This is a genomic window from Rhodanobacter sp. C03 (genome assembly GCF_002001175.1).
GTDB lineage: Bacteria > Pseudomonadota > Gammaproteobacteria > Xanthomonadales > Rhodanobacteraceae > Rhodanobacter.
On sequence record NZ_MUNT01000006.1, the window covers coordinates 85750 to 100133 of the forward strand.

12 protein-coding genes and 3 tRNA genes are annotated in these 14384 nt (G+C 61.9%); 12 read left to right on the forward strand and 3 right to left on the reverse strand.

The features are described from left to right. The first annotated feature begins 52 nt into the window (after nt 1-52). The 8 genes from tig to B0E48_RS08680 all read left to right on the forward strand — a co-directional run bounded on the left by tig (nt 53) and on the right by B0E48_RS08680 (nt 8972). A complete protein-coding gene (gene tig, locus B0E48_RS08645; protein WP_077517750.1) occupies nt 53-1345 on the forward strand; it encodes a trigger factor in 1293 nt (430 codons plus the stop codon). 90 nt (nt 1346-1435) lie between these two features. Then, nucleotides 1436-2059 carry an ATP-dependent Clp endopeptidase proteolytic subunit ClpP gene (gene clpP / locus B0E48_RS08650; RefSeq protein ID WP_343124598.1) on the forward strand — a complete coding sequence of 208 codons (624 nt, stop codon included), beginning with the start codon at nt 1436-1438 and terminating at the stop codon, nt 2057-2059. A 109-nt stretch (nt 2060-2168) separates the two neighbouring features. Further along, nucleotides 2169-3461, forward strand: coding sequence for an ATP-dependent Clp protease ATP-binding subunit ClpX (gene clpX, locus B0E48_RS08655; RefSeq protein WP_077517752.1), 1293 nt, complete (start codon nt 2169-2171; stop codon nt 3459-3461). Between the two features lie 174 nt (nt 3462-3635). Beyond that, nucleotides 3636-6110: an endopeptidase La gene (lon, locus tag B0E48_RS08660; protein ID WP_077517753.1), complete on the forward strand. Its 2475-nt coding sequence runs from the start codon at nt 3636-3638 to the stop codon at nt 6108-6110. Nucleotides 6111-6460: 350 nt separating this feature from the next. Beyond that, on the forward strand, nt 6461-6733 hold the full coding sequence (locus B0E48_RS08665; protein WP_007511239.1) for an HU family DNA-binding protein: 273 nt from the start codon (nt 6461-6463) through the stop codon (nt 6731-6733). A 19-nt stretch (nt 6734-6752) separates the two neighbouring features. Next, a tRNA-Val gene (locus tag B0E48_RS08670) sits at nt 6753-6827 on the forward strand. 9 nt (nt 6828-6836) lie between these two features. Beyond that, nucleotides 6837-6913 (forward strand) — tRNA-Asp (locus B0E48_RS08675). Nucleotides 6914-7067: 154 nt separating this feature from the next. Continuing rightward, nucleotides 7068-8972, forward strand: coding sequence for a SurA N-terminal domain-containing protein (locus B0E48_RS08680; RefSeq protein ID WP_077517754.1), 1905 nt, complete (start codon nt 7068-7070; stop codon nt 8970-8972). 160 nt (nt 8973-9132) lie between these two features. Here the strand turns inward: B0E48_RS08680 and B0E48_RS08685 are convergent, their stop codons facing one another. After that, nucleotides 9133-10365 carry a transglycosylase SLT domain-containing protein gene (locus tag B0E48_RS08685; RefSeq protein ID WP_343124599.1) on the reverse strand — a complete coding sequence of 411 codons (1233 nt, stop codon included), beginning with the start codon at nt 10363-10365 and terminating at the stop codon, nt 9133-9135. Nucleotides 10366-10370: 5 nt separating this feature from the next. Then, a complete protein-coding gene (gloB, locus tag B0E48_RS08690; protein ID WP_077518357.1) occupies nt 10371-11132 on the reverse strand; it encodes a hydroxyacylglutathione hydrolase in 762 nt (253 codons plus the stop codon). Between the two features lie 254 nt (nt 11133-11386). Between gloB and B0E48_RS08695 the strand changes: the two genes are divergently transcribed. From B0E48_RS08695 to dnaQ, 3 genes are read left to right on the forward strand one after another with little or no spacing between them, the layout of a single operon-like run. After that, a complete protein-coding gene (locus B0E48_RS08695) occupies nt 11387-12076 on the forward strand; it encodes a methyltransferase domain-containing protein (protein WP_077517755.1) in 690 nt (229 codons plus the stop codon). 25 nt (nt 12077-12101) lie between these two features. Beyond that, nucleotides 12102-12545, forward strand: coding sequence for a ribonuclease HI (rnhA, locus tag B0E48_RS08700; RefSeq protein WP_077517756.1), 444 nt, complete (start codon nt 12102-12104; stop codon nt 12543-12545). Beyond that, nucleotides 12542-13246 (forward strand): DNA polymerase III subunit epsilon, encoded by a 705-nt coding sequence (gene dnaQ, locus B0E48_RS08705; RefSeq protein WP_077517757.1) that lies wholly within the window; start codon nt 12542-12544, stop codon nt 13244-13246. Before rnhA ends, dnaQ begins: the two co-directional genes overlap by 4 nt. 216 nt (nt 13247-13462) lie before the next feature. Here dnaQ and B0E48_RS08710 read toward each other — a convergent pair. Next, nucleotides 13463-13552 (reverse strand) — tRNA-Ser (locus tag B0E48_RS08710). Nucleotides 13553-13663: 111 nt separating this feature from the next. Here B0E48_RS08710 and B0E48_RS08715 point away from each other — a divergent pair. Further along, the gene (locus tag B0E48_RS08715) at nt 13664-14365 is read left to right on the forward strand and encodes a protein phosphatase 2C domain-containing protein (protein WP_077517758.1); all 702 of its coding nucleotides are present in this window, start codon (nt 13664-13666) and stop codon (nt 14363-14365) included. Nucleotides 14366-14384 lie beyond the last annotated feature (19 nt).

The following is a 14384-nucleotide window of genomic DNA, read 5'->3' on the forward strand; positions in this document are numbered from 1 at the left end:
CGCCATGGCGCCTGTGGCAGGCCCACCACATTCGGTAGTACCAGGAGACGTCATGCAGGTTTCGGTTGAGAACATCGGCACGCTCGAGCGCAAGCTCACGGTGAAATTCCCCGCGGAGCGTTTCGAGACGCAGGTCAGCGCACGTATTGCGGAAATGGGCCGCACGATGCGCCTGAAGGGTTTTCGTCCGGGCAAGGTGCCGACGACGGTGATCAAGCAGCGCTTCGGTTCGCAGGTGCGTGGCGAGGTGTTGTCGGACCTGATCGGCAGCACGCTGCGCGAGGCGGTGGAGCAGGAGAAGCTGCAGCCGATCGCGAATCCGGCGATCAATACCACCGGCCAGCCGGAAAACGGCGAGATCGCCTACACCGCCACCTTCGAAATCATGCCGGAGTTTCCCGCTGTCGACGTCGCTGCGCTCGAGATCAGCCGCCCGGTCGCGGTGGTTGCCGATGCCGACATCGACAAGATGCTGGAGACCCTGCGCCAGCAGCGCCGCAGCTTCGAGGAGGTCGAGCGCGCCTCGGCCGAAGGCGATTTCGTGATGTTCGAATACGCCGCTGAAGCTGGCGACTACCGTTTCCCGGCCGAAGGTCTGGAGCGTGCCGGCAGCGTGATCGGCTCGGGTACCTTGTTCAAGGCGCTGGACGAGGCGCTGACCGGCCACAAAGCCGGTGACAGCTTCGACACGGAGATCGCGTTTCCGGAAGATTTCCGCAACGACCAGCTTGCCGGCAAGACTGCCAAGGTCGACTTCAGGATCATCAAGGTGCAGGAGCCGAAGCTGCCCGAGATCGATGGCGAATTCGCCAAGCTGTTTGGCATCGACGATGGCGACCTGGATACCTTCCGCAAGGAAGTTCGTGCAAATCTCGAGCGCGAATTGAAGGCGGCGCTGATGGCGCGCCTGAAGTCCGAGGTGGCGGAAAAGCTGGCTGATACGCATGGCGAACTGGATGTGCCGAAGCTGATGGTGCAGTCCGAGGCGCGCAACATGGCTGTGGGCAGCGTGCCGCAGGGCCAGCAGCCGCCGCCACAATTGATCGAGGCAGCCATGCCGATCGCGCGCAAGCGCGTGATCGCCGGCTTGCTGATGGGCGAAATCGCCCGCAAGCAGGAGATCAAGATCGATCGCAAGCGTGTTGCCGAGCAGCTCGCCGCAATCGCCTCGACCTACGAAGAGCCGGAAAAGGTCATTGAACTCTACAACGGCGACCCCCAACTGATGTCTGGGCTGCAGAATCGCGTGATGGAAGATCAGGTGGCCGAGTGGGTGGCGGAACATGCCAGGACCACCAACCTGGATCTGAGCTTCGATGACGTGATGCGCCCGGCCGGTGCCTGAGTGATTCAGGTGCCGTGAAAATCGGGCCTGATCTGACTTCAGGCCCGATGCGATACTGTCAGGCACATCAACCGGAGAGCTGCAATGGCCATGGATCAGATCCAGAACCTCAATTTGATACCGATGGTCGTCGAGCAGACGGCTCGCGGCGAGCGCTCCTATGACATCTACTCGCGTCTGCTGAAGGAGCGGGTGATCTTTCTGGTGGGCGAGGTCAACGACCAGGTTGCCAACGTGCTGGTCGCGCAGATGCTGTTTCTGGAGTCGGAGAACCCGGACAAGGACATCCAGTTCTACATCAACAGCCCAGGCGGCGCGGTTACCGCGGGCCTGGCGATCTACGACACCATGCAGTTCATCAAGCCGAACGTCAGCACCATGTGCATCGGGCAGGCCTGCAGCATGGGCTCGTTCCTGCTGATGGCCGGCGCCAAGGGCAAGCGTTTTGCACTGCCGAACTCGCGCATCATGATCCACCAGCCTTCGGGCGGTGCGCAGGGGCAGGCGACCGATATCGAGATCCAGGCACGCGAGATCCTGTATATCCGCGAGCGCCTGAACAGGCTGTATGTTGAGCATACCGGGCAGCCGATCGAGAAGATCGAGCTGGACATGGAGCGCGACCGCTTCATGAGTCCGGTGGACGCCAAGGCTTACGGATTGATCGACGAGGTGCTCGACAAGCGCGCCGGCGAAACGGTCAAATCGGCCTGATTTCCACGCTGTACCCACGAGCCGTGAGACGGGCTCTGCGTCTGGATGCAGACGCGGAGCCCTGTGTTATTCTCGCGGCGCATCCAGATTTACCAGCGGGATCGAAAGTATGAGCGACGACCGGCAGGGGCGTTCCAGCGACAGCGGCAAGATTCTCTATTGCTCCTTCTGTGGCAAGAGCCAGCACGAGGTACGCAAACTGATCGCGGGCCCGTCCGTGTTCATCTGCGACGAGTGCGTGGAACTGTGCAATGACATCATCCGCGAGGAGCTGGAGGAGAAGGCTGCCTCCGGGCGTACCCAGCTGCCCAAGCCGCGTGAGATCCGCGAGTCGCTGGATCAGTACGTAGTAGGCCAGACCCGCGCCAAAAAGGCGCTGGCCGTGGCGGTGTACAACCACTACAAGCGGATCGAGTCGCGCCAGAAGAGCGACGATATCGAGCTGGGCAAGTCCAACATCCTGCTGATCGGGCCGACCGGCTCGGGCAAGACGCTGCTGGCCGAGACGCTGGCGCGCCTGCTCAATGTACCGTTCACGATCGCCGACGCCACCACGCTGACTGAAGCAGGCTACGTCGGTGAGGATGTCGAGAACATCATCCAGAAGTTGCTGCAGAAGTGCGACTACGACGTCGAGAAGGCGCAGTCGGGCATCGTCTACATCGACGAAATCGACAAGATCTCGCGCAAGAGCGAGAACCCGTCGATCACCCGCGACGTGTCGGGCGAAGGCGTGCAGCAGGCGCTTTTGAAGCTGATCGAAGGCACGCTCGCCTCGGTGCCACCGCAGGGCGGACGCAAGCATCCGCAGCAGGAATTCCTGCAGGTCGACACCAAGAATATCTTGTTCATCTGCGGCGGTGCGTTCGCTGGTCTGGAAAAAGTGATCCAGCAGCGTTCCGAGACCACTGGCATCGGCTTCTCTGCCGAGATCCGCAGCAAGGAGCGCACCGAGAATCTGGGCAAGGTACTGGCCGACGTCGAACCGGCGGATCTGGTGCGTTTCGGCCTGATTCCGGAGTTCGTGGGACGTCTGCCGGTGGTGGCCACGCTGGACGAGCTGGACGAGCCGGCGCTGGTGAAGATTCTCACCGAGCCGAAGAATGCCGTGACCAAGCAGTTCAAGAAACTGTTCGAGATGGAGGAGGTGGAGCTGGAGTTCCGCCCCGAGGCGCTGCAGGCGATTGCCAAGAAGGCGCTCAAGCGCAAGACCGGCGCGCGCGGCCTGCGCACCATTCTCGAACAGGTGCTGCTCGACACCATGTACGAGCTGCCTTCACTGGAGCATGTCAGCAAGGTGGTGGTGGACGACGCGGTGATCGACGGGCAGGCCGAGCCCTACCTGATTTATCGCGGCAACCTGCAGCAGCGCGTGGCAGGCGAGAGCAGCGGCGCAGCCTGATCGCGCTCCCGCAGGCTTGTCCTGACGACGGCCCCGGTGATTTCGCCGGGGCCGTTCTGTTTTCAGTGTCCGCTGCACCTTGAGTGAGCACCTTGCAGCCACCACTTGACCTGATGATGTGCCCGGCGCAGTGTCGGGACGAAATCTGTCCGAATTCCGAGGAACCCGTCTTCCATGGCCAAGAACGCCCCCCTTCCCGCTGCGCTGGACGCTCTGCCGGTATTGCCACTGCGTGACGTGGTGGTTTATCCGCACATGGTCATCCCGCTGTTTGTCGGCCGTGACAAGTCCATGCGTGCGCTTGAGCGCGCGATGGAGGGCGAGCGGCAGATCCTGCTGGTGGCGCAGAAGAGCCCGGATATCGATGACCCGGAGATCGCCGACCTGCATCAGGTCGGCACGCTGGCCGGTGTATTGCAGTTGCTGAAGCTGCCTGATGGCACCGTCAAGGTGCTGGTCGAGGGTCAATCGCGCGTGTCGGTCGAGGATTATCGCGAGGAGGGCGGCATGCTCACCGCCCGCTCGCGCCTGATCGAGCCGGTCTACAACGCCAAGGAGCGTGAACTCGACGTGGTATCGCGCACGCTGATCTCGCTGTTCGAGCAACTGGTCAAGCAGAGCCGCAAGCTGCCGCCGGAAGTGCTGGCCAGCCTGTCCAGTATTGACGATCCATCACGCGTCGCCGACTCCATCGCTGGACATCTTTCGGTGCGCATGGCTGACAAGCAACGTGTGCTGGAAACCGCTGATGTGGGCCAGCGGCTGGAACTGCTGATCGGCCTGGTCGATGGCGAGATGGATCTGCAGCAGGTCGAGAAGCGCATTCGTGGCCGGGTCAAGTCGCAGATGGAGAAGAGCCAGCGCGAGTACTACCTCAACGAGCAGATGAAGGCGATCCAGAAGGAGCTCGGCGACAACGAGGAAGGCCCGAACGAGATCGAGGAACTGCAGAAGAAGATCGAGACATCCGGGATGCCGAAGGCCGTGCTGACCAAGGCCCGGCAGGAGTTCAGCAAGCTCAAGCAGATGTCGCCGATGTCGGCCGAAGCGACCGTGGTGCGCAACTACCTCGACTGGCTGGTCGGCGTGCCGTGGAAGAAGCGCAGCAAGGTACGCAAGGATCTGCAGATGGCGCAGGAAGTGCTCGATGCCGATCACTTCGGGCTGGAGAAGGTCAAGGATCGCATCCTTGAGTACCTTGCCGTGCAGCAGCGCGTGTCGGTGATGAAGGGGCCGATCCTGTGCCTGGTCGGTCCGCCTGGCGTGGGCAAGACCTCGCTGGGGCAGTCGATCGCCAAGGCGACCAACCGGAAATTCGTGCGCATGAGCCTGGGTGGTGTGCGCGACGAGGCCGAGATTCGTGGTCATCGGCGCACCTACATCGGCTCGATGCCTGGCCGCATCGTGCAGAACATCAACAAGGTGGGTGCCAAGAACCCGTTGTTCGTGCTGGACGAGATCGACAAGATGTCGATGGACTTCCGTGGCGATCCATCGTCAGCCTTGCTGGAGGTGCTCGATCCGGAGCAGAACCATGCATTCAACGACCATTACCTGGAGGTCGATCTCGACCTGTCCGAGGTGATGTGGATCGCCACGGCGAACTCGTTGAACATTCCCGGTCCGCTGCTCGACCGCATGGAAGTCATCCGCATTCCCGGTTACACCGAGGATGAAAAGCTCGGCATTGCGCAGAAATATCTGCTGTCGAAGCAGCTCAAGGCGAATGGCTTGAAGCCCGAAGAACTCAGCGTGGACGAAGAGGCGTTGCGCGACATCGTGCGTTACTACACGCGCGAGTCGGGCGTGCGCAGTCTCGAGCGTGAGATTTCCAAGATCTGCCGCAAGGTGGTCAAGGAGCTGACCTTGGGCGAAGTGAAAAAGGCCAAGGCTAAAACCTCCTCCGCAAAGACGGGCAAAGCCAAGGCCAAGTCGGGAGCGGGGCGGGTGCGGGTGGACTCGGCCAACCTGGATCATTACCTGGGTGTTCGTCGCTTTGATTTCGGGCGCAAGGAACTGCAGAACGAAGTCGGCCTCGTTACAGGGCTGGCCTGGACTCAGGTCGGTGGCGAATTGCTCAGCATCGAAGCCTCGGTGGTGCCCGGCAAGGGCCGATTGGTGAATACCGGTCAGCTTGGCGATGTGATGAAGGAGTCGATCCAGGCGGCGCTGTCGGTCGTGCGTGCGCGCGTCGATCAACTCGGTATCGACCCCGATTTCCATCAGAAACTCGACGTGCATATTCACGTGCCGGAAGGCGCCACGCCGAAAGATGGCCCCAGCGCGGGTGTCGCGATGTGCACGGCACTGGTTTCCGTGCTGACCAAGGTGCCGGTGCGCTCCGAAGTGGCGATGACAGGAGAGATCACCTTGCGCGGCCGCGTGCTGCCGATCGGAGGCCTGAAGGAGAAGCTGCTGGCAGCGCACCGCGGCGGGATCACCACGGTGATCATTCCGGAGGACAACAAGAAGGATCTGGCCGACATGCCAGCCAACATCACGTCTTCACTGGAAATTCATCCGGTGCGCTGGATCGACGAAGTGCTGGACATTGCATTGGAACGTCCACTGCAGCCGAATCCCGCCAAGGAACAGACTCCTGCCGCGGTGGCCGGGGAGGCGGCGGAAGTGCACTCCCGCCCGCATTGAGCATGCCTTGATCCGATCGGGTCAACTCAGGAATGCCCTGCCTTGGCGGGGCATTTTTTTGCCTGTCTTTCGTCGTTGATCGACCTGGGCGGCGCCGTAGACTTCTGGCGCCCGTTTTGCAAGCGGTTTCGTTTGCCGTCGATCTTCCGGAAACGTTGCTGTGGCTTGTGTTGCGGATTCCAGCAAGGCACTGGTATAAAGGCGTTACCGCAGTCCCGGCGTTGCTTCAGTCAGCGCAGCGATGCGGGGTTGCGTTACGGCGCCTTGCAAGAGCCAACCATCCATGCCGGCGTTGTCCTGTCCCAGGACGGACCGCGTTTGGCGAAAACCGAATAAGGGAGTTTTTTCTAATGAATAAAACCGATCTGATCAATGCCATCGCCGAAAAGGCCGAGCTGACCAAGGCCGATGCCGGCCGCGCTCTCGAAGCCTTCTTCGAAACCGTGCAGAAGTCGTTGAAGAAGGGTGAGGACGTCTCGGTGGTGGGCTTCGGCACGTTCACTGTGCGCAAGCGCGCTGCCCGTACCGGTCGCAACCCGCGCACCAACGAAGCGATCAAGATCAAGGCGTCGAAAGTGCCCGCGTTCAAGGCTGGCAAGACCCTCAAGGATGCCCTAAACTAAGCGGCTGACGCTTGGTTTCGGGTGCTTAGCTCAGCGGTAGAGCGTCGCCCTTACAAGGCGGTGGTCGTAGGTTCGATCCCTACAGCACCCACCAGAAAAATGCGGAGTGGTAGTTCAGTTGGTTAGAATGCTGGCCTGTCACGCCGGAGGTCGCGGGTTCGAGTCCCGTCCACTCCGCCACAGTTCGCAAGGGCGCCCGTGTGGCGCCCTTGTCATTTAGGCAGAACGCATCCGTGTGGTGCTTCGGTCGACCGGGTACGAAGCTGGCGATGGCCCGTGCCATCCATGCATCACGCGCTTCATGCGCCTTCAACCACGTTGCGGGAAGATTTCAATGCTGCAGGCAATGCGTAACAAGATGCATGGATGGCCGTCCATCGTCCTTCTTGGTGTTTGCGTTTTTGCGATGTCGTTCTTCGGCATAGAGACCTACTTCATGTCGCATACGGATTCGTTCGTGGCGAAGGTCGGCAAGCATGAGATCAGCCAGAACGACTACCAGACCCGGATGAATCAGCTGCGGCAGCAGATGAGCACCGAGCAGGGTGAACATTTCGATGCCAGCATCTTCGAGAAGCCCGAAACGAAGCAGCACGTGGTCGATGGGCTGATCGATCAGCAACTCCTGCTGCAGGCCAATGACGACTGGGGCATGCGCGTGGCCGACCAGGCCGTGCGTGATTACATTGCCCAGATCCCCGTATTCCAGGTCAACAACCAGTTCGATGCAACCAGCTATCGCGCGTGGCTGGCCAGCCAGCGCAAGACGCCGGAAATGTTCGAGGACGATATCCGCTCCTCGCTGGCAACCCAGCTGCTGCCGAGCGCCATCAACGACAGCACGATCACCAGCGACGATCAGGTCGATCGTTTCCTGAGCCTGCTTACCCAGCGCCGCGATCTGCATTACTTCCTGCTGCCGAAGCCGAACCTGACGGACAACCAGGTCAGCGATGCGCAGATCGAGACCTATTACAAGGCGCACCTGGCCGACTACATGAACCCCGAGCAGGTCTCGGTGAAGTACATCGAAGTCGACGGTGCCGCTCTCAAGCTCGACACCACGCCTAGCGACGATGATCTGAAGAAGCGATACGAAGACGAGAAGCAGCGCTTCGTGCAGCCGGAACAACGGCTGGTTTCGCATATCCTGATCAACGTGCCGGCCAACGCCACACCGGATCAGCAGAAAGCGGCGCTGGCCAAGGCCGAGAAGATTGCGGCTGAAGCCAACCCCGGTGATTTTGCCAAGCTGGCCGCACAGGATTCCGAGGATCTTGGCTCCAAGCGCCAGGGCGGTGACCTGGGCTGGCTCGAAAAAGGCGTGACGAATCCGGCGTTCGATGCGGCGCTATTCGCGTTGCAGAAAGACCAGATCTCCAAGCCGATCCTGTCGCCTGACGGTTACCACATCATCTGGTTGCGCGATGTCCGCAGCGGTGAATCCAAGCCGTTTGACGAAGTGCGCGATCAGCTGGTCAAGGAGGCTTCGGCGTCTGACCGCGACCGCAAGTACAACGAAGTCGCCGGCAAGATGTCCGACAATACCTATCAGAATCCGAGCTCGCTGGAGCCGGCTGCGCAGGCTCTGGATCTGCCGATCAAGGACACTGCGCTGTTCTCGCGGAAAGGTGGCGAAGGCATCGCGGCGAATCCGAAGGTGATTGTCGCGGCGTTCAGCGATGACGTACTGGTACAGGGCAACAATTCCGCCCTTATCGATCTCGGCAATGATCACTCGGTGGTAATCCACGTCGACAAGCACATCGCTGCCGCTGCCCGTCCGCTGACCGAGGTGCGTGCCGACGCGCAGCAGAAGATTCTTGACGAGCGCGTTGCCGCGGCCGAGAAGAAGCTGTCCGACGAGGCTCTGGCGCGTCTCGACAAGGGTGAGGCTATGCCGGCGGTGGCGACCGCGATGGGTGCCCAGCTCAAGAGCGTGAACGAGGCGACTCGTCAAAGCACCGATGTGCCGGCGTTGCTGCTCACGCAGGCGTTCCTGCTGCCGCATCCGGCGGCAGGCAAGTCGCAGTTCGCTGCGGTCGACATGAAGGACGGCAGCTATGCGCTGCTGGCCGTGGACAAGGTGCAGGGCGGCGACCTGTCCAAGGTGCCACCGGAACAGCGCGATGCGTTGCGTCAGCAGATGGCCCAGGCCTACGGTGCCGAGGCGACGCGCGAACTGCTTGAACTGCTCAAGGCAAGCACCAAGATCAAGATCAACAAGAATCTGATGTAAGCCCTCCAGGCGATCCGTGACACACAAAGTGGCGGCCAATGGCCGCCACTTTTGCATGCCGCCGCGAAGTTCAGATGCCGGTCATGCCGAAGATGTTGTAGCCGGTGTTACCGGCCTCGTCGATGCTGACACTGCGGCGGCACAGCGGTGCGCGGGTGCATCAGTGGGTACTGCCGACCTGCAGCAGCTGACCTGGCTTCAGGACATTTCCGTGCAGATGATTCCAGCGCTGCAGCTCGGCCGTGCTCACGGCGTAACGACGGGCGATCTGCCACAGGCTTTCACCATCCTGCACGGTGTGGGTTTTTCGGCGCGTGCTGGCGACCGCCGGACTGCTGGCCGTGGTGGATGAGGCAACCGGATCGCTAGCACTGCCATCGACGAACGGAGGTGCCACCTTGGCGGTGGTGCCGCTCGTCTGATCCGGCAAGGCATCACGGAACTGCTGGGCGTGGCTGACCGGCAACAGCAAATACGATGCGGCGGCGGTATCGACCGTGTTGCTGCGGAACGCGGCATTGAGATCCTTCAAGGCATCCACTGACATGCCGGCATGATCGGCTGCTTGTGCAATCGGCATGGAGCGGGGGAGTGCCACCTGTACCAGGCGCTGTTCACTCAGCAGCGTGGGCAGGCTCACATTGAAGCGCTCCGGTTCGCGTACCACGCAGGCGATCGCGAGCAGCTTGGTCAGATGTTCGCGAGTCACCTTGCGCACCGGCCACGAGGGAATTACGGGCTTATTCGCTGGCATGCCATGCTGCTGGATCAATTTCCGTACGGCGGATTCACCAGCGTTGTAGGCGTAATCGGCTACTCGCCAGTCGTGAAACTGGTTGTGGTATTGCTCGAGCAATTTCATCACGGCGTTGGCGGCAGCGGGCACATCAAGGCGGCCGTCGTAATGGCCATCGACACGCAATCCCATTGATCCGGCCGTGACCGGCATGATCTGCCACATGCCGGCAGGCAGGCTCCTGCGTCCAGGCACCGGCCGGAAATGACTCTCTACCCAGGGCAGCAACACGAATTCGCCCGCCACGTCGTATCGGGCAGCTACTTGCTGCACGTAGGCCAGTTGCGGCAACACTTCATGCAGCTGGTTCTCGAACTGCTGCGGATTGTGGGTATAGCGCCTGGCCCAGGTCAGGATCCCTGGGTCTGCATCACAGTCGGCCATGGCAAAACTGCCGCGCAGCTGATCCCACATATCGACCGTCGCTGGCGTGACAGCGACTTTGTCGAGTACCGGTACGGCGGCGCTATCAATGGTCGTTGCCGTTGCTGCTGTTGGGGTCACGGTGACTTGTCGATGCGGTGCCTGCGAGGGTACGCCAGCGCAGGCGGCCAGCAGGATCGACAGTGCCAGCGGCAGCGCTTGGAGATGGCGCATCTTCATCAGCAAAATTCGTCCTTGGCGGCGCGCACGGCAGCAAAGCGGGCGACCCGATCGCTGTCGATGCCGTGTTGCCGGCACCATGCAGCCACTGCATCGGTATCGACGCGCAGAAACGGGTTGGTCGCCAGCTCGCGGGCCAGTGCAATTGGCAGCGTCGGGCGAAGCTGCGCGCGCAGTGCCGAGACTTCCTGCAGACGCTGGTGCAGTTCGGGGTTCTCCGGTTCGATGGTGTGTGCAAAACGCCCGTTGGTCTCGGTGTATTCGTGGCCGCCGCAAACCAGGATTTCTCCCGGCAGGCTTGACAGACGATCCAGCGACGCGAGCATCTGGGCCGGACTGCCCTCAAACAGCCGCCCGCAGCCCAGACTGAACAAGGTATCGCCACACAGCAGCAGGCCTGCCCCGACGTAGGCGAGATGGCTGAGCGTATGGCCTGGAATGGCGATCACGTCAAAGCGAACCCGCGGCGACGCCAGCTCGATCGTGTCGCCGTCATGTACCCGGACGGTGGCTGCCTCGATGCGTTCGTCGTCGGGCGCGTACACGGGCGCAGCATGCTGCCCGTGCAGTTCGGCGGCACCGCCGATGTGATCATGATGATGATGCGTCAGCAGGATGGCACGCAGTCGCAGCTGTCGTGCGGCCAGGGCGTGCTCCACTACGCCAGCATCGCCGGGATCGACCACGATCGCATTGCCGTCGTCGTCGTGCAGCAGCCAGATGTAGTTGTCCAGCAGGGCTGGTAACGGGACGAGGTGCAAGATGGAGCTCCGCTGCGTTTTGCGTTTAAGGAACATCCGGTGAAGCGGATGCTGATTCCTTGGCGAACGACAGACGCAGCCATCCGGGGCGTGCGTGAAGCGCCCGACTATAGACAGGCTCCGCCGCAGGCTCGTTAGCAGATCGTTAACCGGGCATTTGATTGTTCAGCTGCGTGCGGCAGTACCGTTTCCTCTGCTGCCGGCGCTCACCAACGGCTACACTCTGCAGACAGAATTGGGATCAGGCCGGCTGCATGCTTCAACGTGATCGCGACATCTATGCCAGTGCGCCGTTGCGCCGATTGCTGGATGAGCAGACGCGTGTGATGGCTACCGATTTGCAGCGCTGTTTCGGCACGCATGGACTCCTGCTGAGCGCGACCATCAACGATGCGCCACCCGTGTTGCCGTTGCTGGGCAGCTGGACTCGGTTGTGCGTGAGCAACAACCGTTATCGCGGGGATCTGCACGCCACCGTGGACGAGCCATTGCCCTTTGTCGACGATGCGTTTGAGCTCGTGCTGTTGCGTCACGCACTGGAGGTCGTACCGGCACCCTCATACGTACTCGCCGAAGCGGTTCGCGTGCTGGCGCCCGGCGGCGTGCTGGTGGTGACCGGCGTGCATCCGCTCAGCGTCTGGGCACCGTGGTTCTGGTGGCGTACGCGTGGCCGGCAACCGGTTCTGCAGGTACCGCTGCGGCTCAGTCTTGGCCTGCAGCAGGCCGGACTGGAGATCGAGCGGGCGCAACGGGTGGGCCGTACATGGCCAGCCGACAGGCCGGCAGCGGGCCCGACTGGCGTGAATGCATGGGGCGGCGGTTTTGTGCTGATCGCGCGCAAGCGTCGCCGCATGGCCACGCCGCTGCGGATCAAACCGGCACCTGTGCGGGTACCGGCCAACAGTCGACTGTCGCCTGGTACGCGGCGCAGTTCGGCGCTGTGACTTTCAATGGAATACGTGGACAACGATGAGCGAAGTGGAAGCATTTACCGATGGTGCCTGTCTGGGCAATCCGGGTCCCGGTGGCTGGGCTGCCCTGCTGCGGGCCAAGGGCAGCGAACGCATGGTCGCCGGTGGTGATCCGGCCACCACCAACAACCGGATGGAGCTGATGGCGGCGATCGGTGCGCTGGAGGCACTGAAGCGCCCGTGCCAGGTGATGCTCACCACCGACTCGCGCTATGTGATGCAGGGCATCGAGGAGTGGGTGCCGAAGTGGCGCGCGAACGGCTGGCGTACCGCCGACAAGAAGCCGGTGAAGAACCAGGATCTCTGGCAGCGCCTGTCCGCGGCGGTCAGCACGCATCAGGTGCGCTGGAAGTGGGTGAAGGGCCATAACGGACATGCCGAGAACGAGCGGGTCGACCAGGCTGCGCGTGAACAGGCCGAACTGATGAAGGGCGCCGCATGAGACAGATCGTTCTCGACACGGAAACCACCGGCCTGGAAGTTCGCCAGGGGCATCGGCTGATCGAGATTGCCTGCGTCGAGATGGTCGAGCGCCGGCTCACCGGCCAGCACTACCAGACGTATCTCAACCCGGAGCGTGCGATCGACGAAGGTGCGCGGCAGGTCACCGGCATTGCCGACGAATTCCTGCTCGACAAGCCGCATTTCGCCGAGGTGGTGGAAGAGTTCCTCGCCTTTATCGATGGCGCCGAACTGATCATCCACAACGCCGGTTTCGATATCGGGTTTCTCGATGCCGAGCTGGGGCGGTTGGACAACGGCAGTGGCCGAATCGGCGATCGCTGCAGCGTGCTCGACACGCTGGTGATGGCGCGCGAACGCTATCCGGGCCAGCGCAACAGTCTCGATGCGCTGTGCAAGCGCTTGGGGGTGGACAACTCGCGGCGTGACCTGCACGGCGGCCTGATCGACGCGCAGTTGCTTGCTGATGTCTATCTGGCGATGACGTCGGGGCAGGAGGCGTTCGATCTCGGTTTCGGTGGTGCGGGCGAGCAGCGCACTACGGCGGCTATCGCGCCGGTGGCCTTGCATGCGCGTCCGCTGGTTCTGCATGCGTCGATGGAAGAGTTGGCTTTACATGAGCAGCGGCTGGATGCGTTGGACAAGAGTGCGGGTGGGGTGAGTGTTTGGCGGGTGGAGTGATTTTTCTGGAGAGGTAAACGTCGCACGCTCGATGTGGCGAGGTGTAGGGTGGGATTGTTCGGCCCATCCTTGGGCCGAACCCCTTCGCTTCGCTGCGGGGCCAGCCATTCGGCTGTCCAAATTCGTTTCGGACGAATTTGTCGAACCGGGTGGGTTCTCACCCAGCCGTCACCATCAGAAAAGCAAAACGCCCCACATGGGGGCGTTTTGCTTTTCTGGCGGAGAGGGTGGGATTCGAACCCACGGTGCGCTTACACGCACGCCTGATTTCGAGTCAGGTACATTCGACCACTCTGCCACCTCTCCAGTGGATTGCATGGTGGCTCATGCGAGCCGGGGATGATACGCGAGAGGACTTGCCGTGACAACCAGCAGTAGTTCCGGCATGCTGCAGCAGCTCGCCTTACCTGAAAGCCCATGATCGAATTCGGACACGGAACGCATGTCGGCCTGCGCCGCACGCGCAATGAGGATACCTATTACGCCGACGCCTCACTGGGGCTGTTTCTGGTGGCCGACGGCATGGGCGGTCATCAGCATGGCGAGGTTGCATCCGCTTTGGTGCGTGATGCGATGGTTGATCTGGTCGGCCGTGGACACAGCCTGATCGAGGCTGTGCAGGGTGCGGCTGAACGGCTGCAGGCGCATGCCCGACCCAGCTTCGACGTGCTGCCGATGGGCACCACGATTGCGGCATTGCGGCTGACAAGCGATGGCTACGAAGTCGCCTGGGTAGGCGACAGTCGGATCTACCTGTGGAAGCGGGAGTTGCGGCAGATCAGCCATGACCACTCGCTGGTGCAGGCGCTGGTCGAGGCTGGCCGGCTCGATCCGGCACAGGCCTCGCAACACCCGCAACGCAATGTGCTTACCCAGGCACTGGGTGTGACCGCAGCCGAGCAGCTGCACATCGGCATGGCACGCGGTCAGCTTGAGCCAGGCATGGGTTTCCTGCTGTGCAGTGACGGCCTGACCGAAGGCGTCAGCGACGCGTCGATCGCACGAACGGTTGCGCGTACCGATCTGGCGTCGCAGGAATGCGTCGATCAGTTGCTGCTCAGCGCACTCGATGGCGGTGGCGACGACAACATCACCGCGATCATCGTGCGCTCCAGCTGAAGCTTTCCTTGGTGGTGAG